The organism is Eggerthella sp. BIOML-A1, assembly GCF_009875595.1.
Lineage (GTDB): Bacteria > Actinomycetota > Coriobacteriia > Coriobacteriales > Eggerthellaceae > Eggerthella > Eggerthella lenta.
Map to the genome: position 1 here is coordinate 142,669 of NZ_WWRZ01000003.1, position 16,946 is coordinate 159,614.

Here is a 16,946-nt window from a genome sequence, read left to right on the forward strand (position 1 = left end):
TGCTCACCTCGCTCATTTCAGATAGTAGACGGACGGGTTCGTGCCCAGCTCCTCGCGCAGGCGGAACGCCCGCGGCGAAGCGGCCAGCTGCGCCACCTTCGACGACGGATCGTTCAGATCGCCGAAGTAGCGCGCGTCGCCGATGCACGTCTCGCAGCACGCGGGCGCCTCGCCCTCGGCGATGCGGTGCGCGCAGAACGTGCACTTGCGCACGGTGCCGTACGTGCCCCGGTACTTCCCGCGCGCGCCGTGGTCCACGCCGTACTCGGGCGCCGTCACCTGATCGGCCGCCTGCATCTCGACTGCGTACGACGAACCCTCGTCGGCCGAGCGCGCGCCGTACGGGCACGCGGCGATGCAGTATTTGCAGCCTATGCAACGGTCGGCGTCGATGACCACGATGCCGTCATCGCCGCGGTACGTCGCGCTCACCGGGCATACCGACACGCAGGCGGGGTTCTCGCACTGCATGCAGGGACGGGGGATCGCCTCGATACGCACGTTGGGATACGCGCCCGTCTCCTGTTCCAGCACCACGTTGTACGTGACGCCCGGAGGCGTGCGGTTCTCGGCCTTGCACGCCACGGTGCACGAATCGCACCCGACGCACTTCGCAAGATCGATGACCATGCCCCAATGCGGAACGTGGGATTCTTCCATAGATGCCACCTCGATTCGTCGGAATACAGACGGGCGCGGCGCGGAGGGGGAGTGCGCAGCGCCCATGAAAGAGGAAAAGCGGCCGGAAGAGAAAGGGAGGGGGAATCCGGCCGCCAGCGCCCCGCCAGGGGGTGGGCGGGGCGCACGGGTGAGCTAGAGGAACAGCACGGGCAGGGCGGCCAAAATCACCAGCAGGCGCAGCATGAAGCCGCCCACCAGCACGCCGGCCTCGCCGATGACGCTGACCACCATCGAGGTCGTCGACGTTTCCACGCGCTTGGCGATGAACACCGGGTAGCCCTCGATAAGGAACGGCGCGACAAGACCCAGAAGGACGATGCCGCCCCAGAACGCCGGAGCGTACTGCCCGGCCACGAGCGAGTAGACCGACGCGGCGCCTTCGAAGCTGCCGGCGCTCACGATGATCAGCATCGTGGCCAGCACGACCATTTCAACGGCGGACAGGATGACGTGGCTCTTCTTGATCAGCCACATCTGCTCGAAGCGCTCGCGATCCACGATCAGCCCCACGAGCGACGTGGCAGCGAGGCCCGCCGACAGCGCCGACACCACGAACAGGATGGGCAATATGGCGTTGTTCCACAGCGGGTACGCCTTGACCACGCCCAGCAGGAAGCCGGTGTAGGCCGCCACGGCGAACGCCGCGACGATGCCTATCCACGTGAGCCACTTCGGCACGCGCTTCTTGAGTATCTCGAGAACGGCCACGGCAAGCGCCACCGGCATGTACACGCAGATGAAGTACACGCCCAGCGTCATCACGGAACCGGGGTTCGAGATGAGCCAGAAGAAGCGCAGCGGGTTGTGCAGACCGGCTTCGGCGTCCAACATGAGCATGAGCAGGCCGATGCCGACGAAGATGGGAGCGATGATGCGGCCAGCGACGCGCATCTTCACGCTCTCGGGGTACTTGGCTTCGACGAACGCGGACGTCAGGAACGCTCCCGCCGACGCGCCGGCCAAAAACAGGTACCATGCGATCATAGGTCCCCAAACCATGGTTCATCACCTCACGTAGTAGATTTTCGAAACGGTCAGGTTGTCAGCGAGCGGCTGTGCGTGGTATTTCGCGATAGCCTGGTTGATCTCGCTATCCGGGTCGTCCAGATCGCCGAAGATGCGCGCACCCGAAATGCAGGTTCCCACGCACGCCGGCGGATTGCCCGGTTTTTCGCCGTCCCAGCAGAAGCGGCACTTCTCCACCACACCGGTCTTCTCCTGCACGATGCGGGCGCCGTAAGGACACGCAGCCATGCAGTACTTGCAGCCGATGCACTTTTCCTCGTCCACCAGCACCACGCCGGAATCGGTGATGTAGGTGGCATGCGTCGGACACACGGCAGCGCAAGGCGCGTCCTCGCAGTGCATGCACTGGGTGGGGACGATCTCGTTGTACACGTTGGGGTATTCCCCCGTCTCGATCTCGTGGTACTTGATGAACGATTCTTCGGGATCCAGATGGTTCTTCATCTGACAAGCAATGCGGCAGGCCGAGCAGCCGACGCACTTCTTCGTGTTGATCAGCATTCCGTAGCGGGTCATGTTACGCCTCCACTTTCTTCACCGTGACTGCAACTTCCTGGCTCATCATGGAGCCGACGCCCGGCTCCGCGTCCAGCGGGATGAAGTCGGTCAGGCTGATGCCGTAATGGTATGCGCGGGTTTGTGCAGGCGCGTCGCCGCCGTAGTGCGTGGGAAGGAACACGACGCCGGGCTTGAGGCGCTGCGTCACACGCACTTCCACCTGGCCGGTGTGCTCGCTCGACGACACCTCCACGGTGTCGCCTGTCTGCACGCCCAGGTCGGCAGCGTCTTTGGCGGCCATCCAGAGGCGCTCCATGTGGTATTCGCGCGAGATGGCGTGCAGGGCTTCGATGTTCTGGGTCATGGTATGGGAGTGGATGCCCTGCTTGCCGCCCACGATGGCGAACTCGCCGCTCTGGGGCGTCACCTTGCGCGGAATCCAGCCGATCACCGGATTGAGGCCGGCCTCGCCCACCTTGTCGGTTTTGAACTCGAACTTGCCCGACGCCGTTTTGAACGTGGGCACGCCGTACTCGAAGTGCGGGTCAGGCAGCTCCACCACGCCTTCCTTCTTCATCTGGTCAAGCGACACGCCCACGGTTGCCAGCTGCGCCTCAGCCCAATCCTCGGCGGTGAACTGGAAATACTCGCCCACGCCGCACGCTTCCGCCAGGCCGTTGAAGATCTCGTCGCACGTCCTCGTTTCGGGATGGATCTTCTCCAAGGCCACTGTTCGCATGCCGACGTAGTGCTTCTTACCTCCCACGAACTCCGGAAGCTCCAGGCGCTCCAGGTACGTGACCTCGGGCAGCACGTAGTCGGACTGCTGAGCCGTCTCGGACATCTGCACGTCGATGGTGACCACGAGGTCGGTCTTTTCCAGAGCCTCGGTCCACTTCTTCGGCTGCGCGTAGCCCTTCGCCGCGTTCGAGTTGTAGAAGAACAGGCCCTTGATCTCACCCTCGAGCGTCGCCTGCAACGCAGCCACGTTGGTGCCGGCGCTGGCCAGGACCAGCGGGTACTCCGCATCGCCGATGCGCTTGGCAGCGGGCTTCGCGGGCGCCTTGAAGCGGGCGTCCTCGATAGCGCCGGCCTTCGGCGAGGACGTGATCAGCGCGCCGCCCTTCGCGCCCCAGCAGCCCAGAAGCGAGTTGATGGCCGTGATGGCGCGCGCCGTCTCGAACGAGTTCTTGTACGAACAGCCGATGACCGAGCGCCAACCCGACTCGATGGAAGCCGCCGGAGCCGCTTTCGCCATGGAGCGGGCAAGCTCCTGGATGGTCTCGGCCGGGACGTCGGTGATCTTCTCGGCCCACTCGGGCGTGTACTCCTTGGCTTGCTCGGCGAACTCCTCGAAGCCGTACGTGTTCTGCTCCACGAAATCGTGGTCGTAGAGGTCTTCCTCGATGAGCACGTTCGCCATTGCCATGAGCAGCGCCAGGTCGGTGCCGGGGTTGATGGGCACCCAGTCGCTGGCGAAGATGCCGGAGTTGTTGAGGCGCGGGTCGACGATGACCACGCGGGTGCCGTGCTCGGCGGCGTCGGCCAGGCTCTGCACCGACGAGGGACGGATGCCGTCGCCGTAGCTGCGGCCGATGAACATGACCATCTTCGCATTGGCGAAGTCGTTCGAATAGCCGGTGGCGCCGATGGTCAGCTGGTAGGCGCTCTCCTTCGACAGGTTGCACGAAGAAGAGTGCGCGTACACGTTCGCCGAACCCAGCGCGTTCATGAAGCGGGCGGAGTACTGCTTGCCCGACGGACGCGGATCCTGGATGATAGCCAGCGATTCAGGCCCGTTCTTGGCGATGATGTCCTGCACCTTCGCGCCGATCTCCTTGAACGCGGTGTCCCAGTCGATGGGCTCGAAGGTGCCGTCGTCCTTGCGACGCAAAGGCTGCGTGACCCGCTCGTCGGAGTACGCCATCTGGGCAAGACCGTGGCCGCGCCCGCAGATGCGTCCCTTCGAGTACGGATGGACCTCGTTGCCCTTGAGCGTCCAGAGCTGGCCGTCCACCGTCGTGGCGATAAGCCCGCACTTGCTGGAACAACCGTTGCACAGCGACGGGGCCGTGGCCGTGACCGCCGGTTCGGCCGCTGCCGCGCGCTCGGCCTGCCATGAGCCAAGCGAGATGGAACCCGCGGCGCAGGCGAGCGCAGCCGTAGCGGCCGAACCCTTGAGAAACGTTCTACGCGATACCGTTGTCTCCCTCATTCCTTTCCTCCCTTTCTTATCGTTCACTCGTCTTGCTTGTTCACCTATGGGCACGGCGCCTGCTTGCAGCAGCGGACGCCGGGTAGGTCATACGGCGACGGCCTCTCCTTCGGCGGCGTTCGCGAAGGCGAGCGCTTCGCCCACCGTCCGCTGCGCGAGCGCCGCGAGAGCCCGCAAAAACGCGATGCCGTCCAGCAGGTTCCGGCGGCGCACCGACGGGAGCGCTTCGTTATGCGCCACTATGTCGGCGCGGTCGGCCAACGCAGCGTCGTACTCGTCAAGCCAATCGAGATGGTCGGCAGCCAGCTGGCGGGCGGCTTCTCCGTTGCCCGCGTCCAGCAGCAGCGCCAGCAGCTCCAGCTCCAGCGTCAGATGGTCCGGCATCGAGGCGAACTCCGCGGGGACTTCGATGGCCAGCTCTCGATACACCTGGGACAAATGCCGCGCAGGATCGCCTAAGTACAGCCCGCGCGTAGCGCCGAACGCGTTGCCCTGCTGCGTGGACCACGCCTTGTACAGCGACTCCACCGGCATAGCGGCCAGCGGCATGCCTGGCACCAGCAGTTCATTCTGAAACGACGAGCGAGCGGGCCATGTCGGAAGCGACAGTGCCTCTTGCAGCGGAGCGCCTGCCGCCGCGCGCACGTCCAGCCATGCAAGGTTTTGCTGCATGGAGACGTAATCCTCTTCTTTCAGGTAGGAAAAAAGCGGTGCAATGAGCGATAATATGTAGGCTACGTTCGTCATAACGGACACGATCCGTCCTTTCTCGTCATCGCCAATCCTAGGCGCGACCGGAACGGGTCGGGTAATCAGTTTCTGGTGATTTGAACGTTTTACCTGATGAATAGGGTCATCAGCACGGTTGTTAAGCGGCTTCGACACGGAACGGCTACCCGTTCGTCGACCGGGAAAGGGAGGAATGTGAGCACTCGGATCGCGGTCGCGCGCGACCGCCGCAGCATGCGGATGGTTTGGAAGACGTTGCGATTCCGTCACGTCGGCCTCGCCTTCTTCTGGGCGTGCAGCATGCTCACGTTCCGCAGTTCCATCCTGCTGCAGGGGCCCGCGAACACGCCCGAGCTCGAGACGCTCGTCGTGCTGGTCTCGTTCATCGCGAACATGACCACCTTGTTCGCCATCGCCGCGTTCATGGAACGCGATCCGCATACGTTCGACCGCCTTCCCGGATGGCTGTTCTGCGCGCTCATCATGATCGGTCTCGTGGTCATCGACGTCGCCGGACGCCTGGGAAGCGACGCGACGATGATGGCGCTGCTGGTGGGAGGATCGGTGCTGACGGGTGTGGGTTACGGCTATTACTGGGGAAGCTGGGCGGAGTACCTCGGGCGCATGCACCCCTCGCGCACGTCGTTCTACGTGCCGATGGCGTTTTTGCTGACAGCTGCGCTGTTCCTGATCATCTCGCTCTCGGCCGAATACGAAAGCGCCCCGCCGCTGCTGTTGATGCTGCCGCTTCCCGTGCTGTCGCTCGTCTGCCTGCGCCGGTGCCATGCAGAGGTTCCCGACGGGCGCTACGCGCGCACCGTGGATTCGAAACGCTACCTGACGGCGCTCGCCTCGCTGGTCACGCTCATCGTGGCCAGCCTCGTGCTATCGCTGCTGTTCGGGCTCGTGTGGGAGATGACGGTGTTGTCGGTGGGATCGGTGAACGAGGCGCACCAGGCGCCGCTCGTTGCGAACCTCGTGGTGGCCGTATGCCTGATCGGGCTTGTGCTATACGCCCACAAGCGTCTTGACCTGGCCTTGGCATACCGTGTCATCGTGCCCGTCATCGTCATCCTGTTCGCCGTGCTTCCGTTCTTCTGGGAGACGAGCCCCGTGGTGCTCAACGCCGTGATGAGCGCATGCTACGGGACGTTCGACGTGATCATCTGGTACATGGTGGTGTCGGCCTCCTACGACTTCGCCGTTTCGGGCTTCGTCATCGGCGCTCTGGTGCGCGGATTGTCAATCCTGGCGCGCCTGCTGGGAATCGGCATCGGCTATCTGCTCATGCTCGTGCCGGGAAGCCCGTCGTTGCTGATCGTTGGTATATCGGTGGGCGCAGTGTACGTGCTTGCCATGCTGGGACTGTTCTACCGCACGCGTCGCAAGGGCATGCCGATCGTGGTGGAGGACGAGCCGATCGAAAAGAAGGCGGCCGCACCTGCGACGAACGCACCGCCCGCAGAGCCGGCGAACGCGCCGGCCGCCGTCATCGCCCCCGTCGTGCAGGCGGCTGAAGCTCCCGCAGCCTCCATTGCCCCTGCAGCTCCCGAAACCCGGCCGGACGACGCGCCCCTCAGCGAAGAAGCCGTGTTCGAGCAGATCGCCGAGGACTTCAGCCTGACGCGACGCGAGGCCGAGCTGCTGCCTTTCATCGCGCGCGGCCGTTCGGCGCGCGTCATCGCCGATGCCCTGTTCGTGTCCGAGAACACCATCCGCACCCACACCCGCCGCATTCTGGAGAAAACCGACCTGCACTCCAAACAACAGGTCATCGACCTCATCGAGAAATACCGCTGACATCTCCCCCTCCCCGACGCCCCTCGACATCCGCGCGCCGTGGCTCGAAACGGTCGGTTTCCGCGACGATTCCGACCGTTTCGAGCGACAATCGACCCGCTGGATGCCGCGCGCAAAAAGAGACAGGCGCCGCGGAGGGGTGCGGCGCCTGTCAGGCAATGCTATGTCATGATGCCCGCTCGATACGGCGGCTTCTACAGGTACAGCACCGGCAGCGCCGACAGAACCACCAGCAGGCGCAGCATGAAGCCGCCCACCAGCACGCCCGCCTCGCCGATGACGCTGACCACCATCGAAGTCATCGAGGTCTCGACGCGCTTCGTGATGAACACCGGGTAGCCTTCGATGATGAACGGAGCCACCAGGCCCAGAAGCACGATGCCTCCCCAGAACGCCGGAGCGTACTGACCGGCCACGAGCGAGTACACCGACGCCGCACCTTCGACGCTGCCGGCGCTCACGATGACCAGCATCGTGGCCAGCACCACCATCTCGATGGCCGACAGGATGACATGCGACTTCTTGATCAGCCACATCTGCTCGAAGCGCTCGCGATCCACCAGCAGGCCAACCAGCGACGTGGCCGCAAGGCCGGCCGACAGCGCCGATACCACGAACAGGATGGGCAGCACCGCGTTGTTCCACAGCGGGAACGCCTTCACCACGCCCAGCAGGAAGCCGGTGTAGGCCGCCACGGCGAACGCGAACACGATGCCGATCCACGTGAGCCACTTCGGCACGCGCTTCTTCAGCACCTCCAGCAGCGCGGAAACCAGCGCCACCGGCATGAACACGCAGATGAAGTACACGCCCAGCGTCATCACGGAACCGGGGTTAGCGATGAGCCAGAAGAAGCGCAGCGGGTTGTGCAGGCCGGCTTCGGCGTCCAGCATCAACATGACCAGGCCGATCCCCAGGAAAATTGGGGCGATGATACGGCCGGCCACGCGCATCTTCACGCTCTCGGGATATTTCACCTCAACGAAAGCCGAGGTCAGGAAGGCACCTGCCGACGCGCCGGCCAGAAACAGGTACCATGCGATCATAGGTCCCCAAACCATGGTTCATCACCTCACGTAATAGATCTTGGATTCGGTCAGGTCGCCCGCGATAGGCTGGGCGTTCGTGCGGGCGATCTCGCGCGAGATGTCGCTGTCGGGATCGTCGAGGTCGCCGAACACGCGCACGCCCGAGATGCAGGTGCCCACGCACGCCGGCGGGTTGCCCGGCTCGCCCTCGTACCAGCAGAAGCGGCACTTCTCGATGACGCCGGTCTTCTCGATCTGGATGCGCACGCCGTAGGGGCACGCCGCCATGCAGTACTTGCAGCCGATGCACTTCTCCTCGTCTACCAGCACCACGCCGGATTCGGTGGTGTAGGTGGCGTGCGTCGGGCACACCTGCTGGCAGGGGGCGTTCTCGCAGTGCATGCACTGCACGGGCACGGTCTCGGCGTACACGCTGGGATACGTTCCCTGCTCGATCTCCTTGTAGCTGATGAACGCCTCTTCGGGTTCCAGCTTGTTGATCATCTGGCACGCCATGCGGCAGGCGTAGCAGCCCACGCATTTCTTGGTGTTGATGAGCATTCCGTAGCGGGTCATGTTACGCCTCCACCTTCCTCACCGTGACGGCCACTTCCTGGCTCATGGTGGCACCCGTGCCGGGCTCCATGTGGAACGGCACGAAATCGGTCATGTTCAAGCCGAACTGGTACGCGCGGCTCTGGTACGGCGACGATCCGCCGTAGTGCGTGGGCAGGAACACCACGCCCGGGCGCATGCGCTGCGTCACGCGCGCCGCCACCTGGCCGGTATGCTCGCTCGAGGCGATCTCGATCATATCGCCGTCGGCGATGCCCAGGTCGGCCGCATCCTGCGCCGAGATCCACGCGCGCTCCAAGCCGTACTCGCGCGAGATGGCGTTCATCGTGGCCACGTTCTGGGTCATCGTGTGCGAGTGGATGCCCTGCTTGCCGCCCACCAGGTAGAACTCGCCCTGTTTGGGCTCCACGAGGCGCGGCGTCCAGCCGATGACCGGGTTGAGGCCCGCCTCGCCCACCGCCTCGGACGAGAACTGGAACTTCTCAGTCGGGGTCTTGAACTTGGGGGTTTTGTACTCGAAACCGGGATCGGAAAGCTCCACGATGCCCTTCTCCTTGAGCTCGTCCAGGCTCACGCCCACCGTCTCAAGCTGGGCAGCCGCAAGCTCCTCCACCGTGAACGGAAAGTACTCGCCCACGCCGCACGCCTCGGCCAGGCCGGCGAAGATCTCGTCGCACGGCTTCGTCTCGGGGTGGATGGGCTCGAGCACCTGCGTGCGCATGGCCACGTAGTGCTTCTTGCCGCCGATGAACTCGGGCAGCTCCATGCGCTCGAGGTAGGTGCACTCGGGCAGCACGTAGTCGGACGCGAGCGCCGTCTCGGACATCTGCACGTCGATGGTGACCACGAGATCGGTCTTCTCCAACCCCTCGCGCCACACCTTCGGCTGGGCGTAGCCCTGCACGGCGTTGGAGTTGTAGAAGAACACGCCCTTCATAGCGCCGTCGAGCGCCGCCTGCAGCACGGCCAGGTTCGATCCCATGCCGCTGGGAGCGAGCGGGTACTCCTTGTCGCCCACGCGCTTGGCCTCGGGCTTCGGAGCGGAGGGGAACTTCTGCTTGTCGATGTCGCCCGCCTTCGGCGAGGACGTGAGCAGCGCGCCTCCCTTCGCGCCCCAGCTGCCCAGAAGCGCGTTCACCGCCGTCACCGCGCGGGCGGTGTCGAACGAGTTCTGATGCGCGCATCCGAACGCCGCGCGCCACGAAGCCTCGACGGCCGCGGCCGGAGCGGCCTTGGCAAGCGCCCGGGCGATCTCCTCGATGGTGGCCGCCGGCACGCCGCACTGCTGCTCGGCCCACGCGGGGGTGTACTCCTTGGCCTGCGCGGCGAACTCGTCGAAGCCCACGGCGTTCTGCTCGACGAACTCATGGTCGTACAGGTCCTCTTCGATGAGCACGTTGCAGATACCCAGCAGAAACGCCAGGTCGGTTCCGGGCTTGATGGACACCCAGTCGGTGGCGAAGATGCCCGAGTTGTTGAGGCGCGGATCCACGATGACGATGCGCGTGCCCTTGTCGGCCGCGGCGGCCAGGCTCTGCACCGACGAGGGGCGAATGCCGTCGCCGTAGCTGCGACCGATGAACACGACCATCTTGGAGTTGCCGAAATCGACCGAGAAGTTGCCCGTGCCGATGGTCTGCGCGAAGCCCGCCTCCTTCGAGGAGTTGCAGGCCGCGCCGTGCGTGTAGATGTTGGCCGAACCGAGCGCGTTGATGAAGCGCTTGGAGTACTCCTTGCCCGAAGGGCGCGGATCCTGGACGATTGCCAGGGCTTCGGGGCCGTTCTTGGCCAGAATGTCCTTCACCTTGGCGCCGATTTCGGAAAACGCGGTGTCCCAGTCGATAGCTTCGAACGAACCGTCGGCCGCGCGGCGCATGGGCTGGGTCAGGCGCTCGTCGGAATAGGCGATCTGCGCCACGCCGTGACCTCGACCGCAGATGGTGCCCTTGGCGTAGGGATGCACGTCGCTGCCGCGCAGCGTGAACAGCTGGCCGCCCAGCGTGGTGGCCACGAGGCCGCACTTGCTGGAGCAGCCGTTGCAGAGCGATGCGCCTTCTTTGCGCTCGTACGAGCCTTCGGCGTGAGCCACCTCGGCCTGCCATGCGCCGAGAGAGCACACGCCCGCGCCCGTCGCAGCCAGCGCCGCCGTGGCCGCCGACCCCTTGAGGAACGTCCGCCGTGTTACGGATGAGTTCATTTCGCTTCCTTTCTTTCCTCCCTTGTTGGTGCCGTTTTCGCCTCGTTCGGCGTCGGTGCGCCCTGCCCCGCATGTCGCGCGAGCTCGCCCAGAAGCGCAACGTACGCGCGCACCTGGCCGATGCCGCGCGCCAGAGCGGCGCGCTCCTCCTCGTCGAAGGCCGAAGCCGAGGCCGCCCGCTCCGCGCGCTCGTCGAGCGCCGCGTCGTAGGCGTCGAGCCAGTCGAAGTGATCCTGTGCAAGCAGGCGGGCAGCCTCCTTGTTGCCGGCTTCCATGTAGAGCGCAAGCAGCTCGCACAGAAGAGACAGGTGGTCGGGCATCGCCGCGAAACGCTTCGGAATCTCCACCTTAAGCGCTTCGTAGAGCGCCTGCACATGGCGCGCCGCATCGCCCAAGTACAGCCCTCGCGCTCCGCCGAACTGCGAGCCCGGCAAAGACGTCCACGGCTTGTAGAGCGATTCCACCGGCATGGCCGCAAGCGGCATGCCCGGCGTGAGCACCTCGCGCTCCACCATGCGGCGCGCGACGCTATCCACTGGATCGGGGGCGGTAAAGCCGTGAGCAGCGAGCAAGCGGCGAACGTCTTCGGACAGCCAATCGACTTGGAACCCGTTGCAGCACGAGCCCTCTTCGCCGGCCTCCGCTGCGTCGTCAATCGAGCCGGTCGCGAAAACCGGAGCGCACGCCTGTAATCCTATTACTATGGTATCATTTTGCCCGTCGATCATCGCAGCCCCCTTCCTTCGGCGTGGGCAATGCTATGATGAGGGTCTCGGGACAGTATCATCAATTATTGATGATTTGATTGTTTGCGCTGATGATAAGCTTTTCCAAGATGAAAGGGAGCCATGCGCCGTTCTCAGAGAAACAGGCGGCGCCAAGGACGAGGAGGGATTGTTCATGCCTGAACGCCTATCGCGCCCGCGCGATCGACGCAGCATGCGCATGGTGTGGAAAACGCTTCGTATACGCCACCTCGGCCTCGCTTTCTTCTGGGCATGCAGCATGCTCACGTTCCGCAGCTCCATCCTGCTGTCGGGGCCGGTGAACACCACGGGATATCAGACGCTCGTCGTGATCATCTCGTTCGTCGCGAACATGACCACGCTGTTCCTGGTGGCCTCGCGCACGGAACGCGACCACTCCTTCTACGACAAACTGCCCGCTTCGGCGTTCACGGTGAGCATCGTGACAGGGCTCGTGCTGATGACAGGCTCGGGCATGGCCGGAAGCGCCGGATTGCTGACGGAGACGATGGCCGTCGTCCCGCTCGTGCTGGGCTCCGTTCTAGCCGGCGTGGGATACGGCTACTTCTGGGGAAGCTGGGCCGAGTGCCTCGGGCGCATGCATCCGTCGCGCACTTCGTTCTATCTGCCCGTTGTGCTGTTGTTGACCGCGCTGTTGTTCGTCGCGTTCTCGTTCTGCTCGGAGGAGCTGGGGGTTCCGGCGCTGCTGCTCATGTTGCCGCTGCCCGTGCTCTCGCAGCTGTGCTTGACGCGCTGCAACCGCGAAGAAACCGACGATCGGCCCGCAATCACGGCCGACTCGGGGCGTTACCGCACGGCGCTCGGCTCGCTGGTCAGTCTCATCGTGGCCAGCCTCGTGCTGTCGTGCCTGTTCGGCTACGTGTGGCAGATGACCGTGGCTTCAGTCGACTCGGCTTACGAGGCTCACCGGCTGCCGCTTATCGCCAACATCGTGGCCGCCGTGGCGCTCATCGGGCTCGTGCTGTTCGCGCGACGCCGCACCGATCTGGCGCTTACGTTCAAGGTGATCGTGCCCATTCTCGTGGTGCTGTTCGCGCTCATGCCGATGTTCTGGAGTACGTACCCGGTGGAGCTCAACACGGTAATGAGCGCGTGCTACGGCGTATTCGACGTGATCATCTGGTATATGGTGGCGTCGACCGCATACGACTTCAGCGTGTCGGGCTTCGTGGTAGGCGGCATCGTGCGAGGGGTGTCCATCATCGCACGACTGGTGGGCATCGGCATCGGCTACGTGGTGATGCTCATCCCCGAAAGCCCATCCATGCTGGTCATCGGCGTGTCGGTGGGCGCGGTCTACGTGCTGGCCATGCTGGCGCTGTTCCAGCAGGGCGGCAATCGGTTCTCGTTTTTGAGCTTCGGCGCCAGCAAGGCGAAAGACGCCGAAGGGAAAGCCGCGGCCGTTTCGTGCGCAGCGGGATGCGGAGCCGCCTGCCCCCGCCAGCAGATCGCCTCCGCCGACGAAGCGCGAGGCGACGAATCCGCCTCCGAGCCCGACGGCGACGTGCTCGAGCAGATAGCCTCGTACTACGGGCTGACCCGCCGCGAAGCCGAGGTGCTCCCCTACCTGGCGCGCGGGCGCTCGGCCAAGGTGATCGCCGAGGCGCTGTTCGTGTCCGAGAGCACCGTGCGCACGCACACGCGGCGCATCCTGGAAAAGACCGCCCTGCATTCGAAGCAGGATCTCATCGACCTTATCGAAAAGTACGAGTGATCGCCATGGATACCGTTTTTCACCCCACCTGGACTGTAGGAGTCATCCGCGTCATCACGCAGGATCAAGAACAGGCTGACGCGCATGGGCTGCTCATCGAGCGTGCGTTTCCTCAGGTGCGCGTCGTGTCGCGCTGCATTCCCGATCAACCCGAGGGCGTGCACGATGCCGCTACGAAGCGCACTGCCGAACCTAAAGTGATTGCGCTTGCCTGTCAGCTGGTCGAACAGGAAGCGGACGGCATCATAGTGAGCTGCGCCGACGACCCCGGCGTAGCCGAAGCGCGCGCCATCGTGGGCGTGCCGGTGGTGGGCGCGGGCGAAAGCATGGCCACCGCCGCGGCGCTTCACGAGGGGCCGGTAGGCGTCATCGGCATCACGCCGGACGCGCCGCCCGCGTTCCCGCGCATCTTAGGCGAGCGTCTGTTGGCGAACCTCGTACCCGACGGCGTTCGCGACACGCGCGATCTGAACACGCCCGCAGGTCAACACGCCGCTGTCACGGCGGCTCGACGCCTGCGCGAAGAAGGCGCAGCGGTCATCGCGCTCGCCTGCACGGGGTTTTCGACTATCGGCTTGGCGCCGCAGCTCGAACGAGCCGTCGGCATCCCCGTCCTCGACCCGGTGACCTGCGAAGCGCAGGCGCTGTTGGCGCTGCTAGCGTGAGAATCGCGCGCCCCTGACGCACCTCTGACACTCCCCGTCAGCCCTCGGTGACGTCGCCGGACTGATCGAGGCTGATGGGGTCGCCCACGAACGTCGAAGGTACCTTGAACAGCGTCTTGAAGAAGTCCTTCGTGCGCGCGGGGATCTCGCGCAGATCGTACTGGAGCTGCTTGGAGTAGTCATGGTAGTCGCTGGCCACGCCGAGGGACTCGAGGCCAAGACCCTGCGCGGCGTACAGCGCACGATACAGATGATAGGTCTGGGTGGCCACCACGATGCGCTCGGCGCCGAACACGTGCTTCGCACGATACATGCTCTCGTACGTGGAGAAGCCTGCATGGTCGCAGAAGATGTCGTGGCTCGGCACGCCTTGGGAAATGGCGTAGTCCTTCATCACCTGCACCTCGTTGTACGACACCGTGCTGTTGTCACCGCTCATGATGAGCTTCGGCGCCACACCTTCCTTGTAGAGCGCGATGCCGTCGTCCAGCCGATCCCGCAAGATGCCCGACGGCGTGCCGTCGGCGAACACGGATGCGCCCAGCACAACGATCGCGTCGGCATCGAAGCCGACCGCCGATTGCGGCTCGACGATACGATCTTTGGTCGTGGCGATGGTCGCCACGTTCGTCGCCGCGAACACGGCGACGACCACGAGCATGCATCCGAGCATCAAACCCAGCATCGTCTTCAACCATCCATGTTTCTTGCGTCGCGTCATAAGCGTCGATGATAGCAAATCCCGCACCGAACCCGCTACGCATTCCGCGCCCGTCATCGAAACTTGAAGCCGATTACATGAGAATTGCGCGGGTTCGAGGAGACAAGGGAGACAAGGGAACGAGGTTTACGACTCGTCGCGGGCTATGAGTCGTAAACCCCGTTCCCTTGTCTCATTCCAAGATGCAGCGATGGCCCGGCATCGTGCTGCACTTATCGCACGAAACGCAGCGGGGCTTCGCCTGCGGATCGACCCGCCAGCGTCGCGCCAGTCGCGGTTCGCAGATAAGCGGCCGACAAAGACCGAAACCCGCTATGCCGCCGGCGCTTTCAACAACAAGGCGCTCCATCGCATCGAGCCGCCGATTGCCTCCGGTAAGGATCAGGGGAATGTCGACCTCGCACGCAAGCCGCTTCGCATAGGGAGCGAAGAACGGCTCTCCATCGAAGTCGCGCACACGGCAGTTCCGCCAGTTCCCGCTCACTTCTATAGCCGACGCGCCGTGAGCCGCCAGCAGCTTCGCCGCTTCAATGCTGTCGTCCTCAGTCAGGCCGCCCTCCACGCCGTCGGAGCTGTTCAGCTTTACGATCAGTGGGAACGTCGCGCCCACTCGCAAGCGCACAGCGTCGACGACCTCGACAAGGAAGCGGGCACGGTTCCGCAGGGCACCGCCGTACTCGTCGCGGCGCCTGTTGAGCAAGGGGCTCAAGAACTGGCTGAGCAGGTAGCCGTGCGCCGCATGCAGCTCGACGCCATCGAATCCGGCAGTTTGAGCACGGGCCGCCGCGTCGGCGAATGCTTGGGCGAGCTCATGCAGATCGGCAACCGTGGCCTCCACCGGCACGATGCCGGTCTTCGGGTTGGCGACGGCCGACGGCCCGAGGATGCGCCTGCTGGGCGGCTGGAGCTTCGTCGCCGAGCCGCCGTATACGATCTGCGATACGATAGCCGTCCCATGCGCGTGAGCCATGTCCGTCAATGCCTGGAATTCGGGGACGAACGAGTCGTCGTAGATGCCCAGCATCCGAGGATTCGGCTGTTCGTTTCGCATAACGCGTGCATACCCCACGATGATCGTACCTACCCCGCCATCGGCAAGCTCCTCGTAGATCGCCGTCAGCTCAGGAGTCATATGCCCACCGTCATCGGCTAACGCCTCGTAGGTGGCTGCTCGCACCAGTCGGTTTTTCGCCCGCAACGAGCCTATTTCCATCTCCTCGAACAACACGCTCATCGCGCATCCTCCTTGAGTGCGAATGTCTGCAACAACTCCGACCGCAATGCGCGGTGCTTGCGCGTGAAATCCGGGTCGCTGTACCGAAGCCGTTTGCCCGTCTGCTTGGCCAGCTGATGCGCCAAGCGATTGAACGCGCCGGCGTCCATCACCTGGCCGCGCGTCACCGTGACCACGGTGTAGCCCAACGCGATCAGCGTGCTGCGCCTTCGCGCGTCGCTGTCTTGCCGATCGGGGTCGACGTGGTACCGCGCGCTATCGTACTCGACGCACAGCTTCGCCTCCGGCCAGCAAAGATCGCATACGCAGTACGCGCGATCGGCCAGCCTTTTAGAGCTGGAAGGCACGTCGACACGATGGTTGATCAGCGGCTTCTCCAAACCGTAACCGCCCAGACCGTAGGGCAGGCACAGCATCATGGCAAGCATGGTCTCCATCGGCGAGGCTGCGCCGTCCTGGACGTACCGCACGGCACGAGCCGCCTTCTTGCAACCGCGCGCCCCGGATGACTGCTCGACAAAAGCAGCTAGCTTGGCCTTCGTCGTCAACGGGGCGGCACGGCGAACCGCCGGGGCGCTCCCGACGAGGGCGTACGTGCCGCACAACTCGAATCCCAGCTGAATCAGCTGGACGAGCGACAGGCAACCCGCCATCTGCAGGAAGCAGAATTCCGGCGCGCTCATCAAAAACCCCTCGCCCGCTTCGGCGAATGCGGTGTCGGGAAACGGGCTTCCCCAGGTATGCGTGACCACTCCCTCGGTTTCGGTGCGAACGCATGCATCGGCAATCAGCACGTGCAAGGGAAGGGCGCATCCTGCAGGACGCCGATTCCCTTCGCCTATGCGGGGCTTCTCCTTCGCCGCCATCACGGCGCGGGCCCGTCTCGTAGCGGCTCGGCGCTGGCGACCCGTTCGCAAGAAACGCTCGCCCACCGTGCGCCAATATTCAAGCGCCGATATATGTCCGATAAGCATATCCATGAACGCATGATACCACATTCTGGCACGAATTTGCGGGTAGGGGAATCATCCGGCCGCCAGATTGCCGGGCGCGAGGGGCCGACCTGGCCATACGCTCGTCCCACTCGCTCAAACC

The 16,946-nt window shown here is 64.4% G+C and carries 15 protein-coding genes; 3 read left to right on the forward strand and 12 right to left on the reverse strand.

Going from position 1 to position 16,946, the window contains the following annotated elements; all coding sequences use genetic code 11:
- Positions 1-12: 12 nt before the first annotated feature.
- The 5 genes from GT590_RS04145 to GT590_RS04165 form a co-directional block, all read right to left on the reverse strand.
- Positions 13-660 (reverse strand): 4Fe-4S dicluster domain-containing protein, encoded by a 648-nt coding sequence (locus GT590_RS04145; RefSeq protein WP_009608127.1) that lies wholly within the window; start codon positions 658-660, stop codon positions 13-15.
- A 153-nt stretch (positions 661-813) separates the two neighbouring features.
- The gene (gene nrfD / locus GT590_RS04150) at positions 814-1,680 is read right to left on the reverse strand and encodes an NrfD/PsrC family molybdoenzyme membrane anchor subunit (RefSeq protein ID WP_009608189.1); all 867 of its coding nucleotides are present in this window, start codon (positions 1,678-1,680) and stop codon (positions 814-816) included.
- Between the two features lie 6 nt (positions 1,681-1,686).
- Entirely contained in the window at positions 1,687-2,223 is a 537-nt protein-coding gene (locus tag GT590_RS04155) for a 4Fe-4S dicluster domain-containing protein (protein ID WP_009306074.1), read from the reverse strand.
- A 1-nt stretch (position 2,224) separates the two neighbouring features.
- Positions 2,225-4,420 (reverse strand): molybdopterin-dependent oxidoreductase, encoded by a 2,196-nt coding sequence (locus GT590_RS04160; RefSeq protein WP_015759988.1) that lies wholly within the window; start codon positions 4,418-4,420, stop codon positions 2,225-2,227.
- 87 nt (positions 4,421-4,507) lie between these two features.
- A complete protein-coding gene (locus GT590_RS04165) occupies positions 4,508-5,092 on the reverse strand; it encodes a molecular chaperone TorD family protein (RefSeq protein WP_229026908.1) in 585 nt (194 codons plus the stop codon).
- A 252-nt stretch (positions 5,093-5,344) separates the two neighbouring features.
- Between GT590_RS04165 and GT590_RS04170 the strand changes: the two genes are divergently transcribed.
- Positions 5,345-6,949 carry a helix-turn-helix transcriptional regulator gene (locus tag GT590_RS04170; protein ID WP_009608191.1) on the forward strand — a complete coding sequence of 535 codons (1,605 nt, stop codon included), beginning with the start codon at positions 5,345-5,347 and terminating at the stop codon, positions 6,947-6,949.
- Positions 6,950-7,143: 194 nt separating this feature from the next.
- Here GT590_RS04170 and nrfD (GT590_RS04175) read toward each other — a convergent pair whose 3' ends face one another.
- Genes nrfD (GT590_RS04175) through GT590_RS04190 form a run of 4 tightly spaced genes read right to left on the reverse strand, consistent with a single transcriptional unit; the run spans position 7,144 to position 11,478 of the window.
- Entirely contained in the window at positions 7,144-8,010 is an 867-nt protein-coding gene (gene nrfD, locus GT590_RS04175) for an NrfD/PsrC family molybdoenzyme membrane anchor subunit (protein ID WP_009306066.1), read from the reverse strand.
- 6 nt (positions 8,011-8,016) lie between these two features.
- Positions 8,017-8,553 carry a 4Fe-4S dicluster domain-containing protein gene (locus GT590_RS04180; RefSeq protein ID WP_009306064.1) on the reverse strand — a complete coding sequence of 179 codons (537 nt, stop codon included), beginning with the start codon at positions 8,551-8,553 and terminating at the stop codon, positions 8,017-8,019.
- Position 8,554: 1 nt separating this feature from the next.
- Positions 8,555-10,750 (reverse strand): molybdopterin-dependent oxidoreductase, encoded by a 2,196-nt coding sequence (locus tag GT590_RS04185; protein WP_086414993.1) that lies wholly within the window; start codon positions 10,748-10,750, stop codon positions 8,555-8,557.
- Positions 10,747-11,478, reverse strand: coding sequence for a molecular chaperone TorD family protein (locus GT590_RS04190; RefSeq protein ID WP_009306060.1), 732 nt, complete (start codon positions 11,476-11,478; stop codon positions 10,747-10,749). Before GT590_RS04190 ends, GT590_RS04185 begins: the two co-directional genes overlap by 4 nt.
- A gap of 172 nt (positions 11,479-11,650) precedes the next feature.
- On the opposite strand from GT590_RS04190, the gene GT590_RS14740 reads away from it, so the two are divergent.
- Positions 11,651-13,231, forward strand: a complete 1,581-nt coding sequence (locus GT590_RS14740) for a response regulator transcription factor (protein ID WP_086414994.1) — start codon at positions 11,651-11,653, stop codon at positions 13,229-13,231.
- A 5-nt stretch (positions 13,232-13,236) separates the two neighbouring features.
- The gene (locus tag GT590_RS04200; RefSeq protein WP_156996094.1) at positions 13,237-13,896 is read left to right on the forward strand and encodes an aspartate/glutamate racemase family protein; all 660 of its coding nucleotides are present in this window, start codon (positions 13,237-13,239) and stop codon (positions 13,894-13,896) included.
- 37 nt (positions 13,897-13,933) lie between these two features.
- On the opposite strand, the gene GT590_RS04205 is transcribed toward GT590_RS04200, so the two are convergent.
- From GT590_RS04205 to GT590_RS04215, 3 genes are all read right to left on the reverse strand, one after another.
- Positions 13,934-14,581 (reverse strand): vancomycin high temperature exclusion protein, encoded by a 648-nt coding sequence (locus GT590_RS04205; RefSeq protein ID WP_050784832.1) that lies wholly within the window; start codon positions 14,579-14,581, stop codon positions 13,934-13,936.
- Positions 14,582-14,789: 208 nt separating this feature from the next.
- Positions 14,790-15,851 (reverse strand): NADH:flavin oxidoreductase, encoded by a 1,062-nt coding sequence (locus GT590_RS04210; RefSeq protein ID WP_161170924.1) that lies wholly within the window; start codon positions 15,849-15,851, stop codon positions 14,790-14,792.
- Positions 15,848-16,831 carry an endonuclease domain-containing protein gene (locus GT590_RS04215; protein WP_226844277.1) on the reverse strand — a complete coding sequence of 328 codons (984 nt, stop codon included), beginning with the start codon at positions 16,829-16,831 and terminating at the stop codon, positions 15,848-15,850. Before GT590_RS04215 ends, GT590_RS04210 begins: the two co-directional genes overlap by 4 nt.
- Between the last annotated feature and the right edge of the window lie 115 nt (positions 16,832-16,946).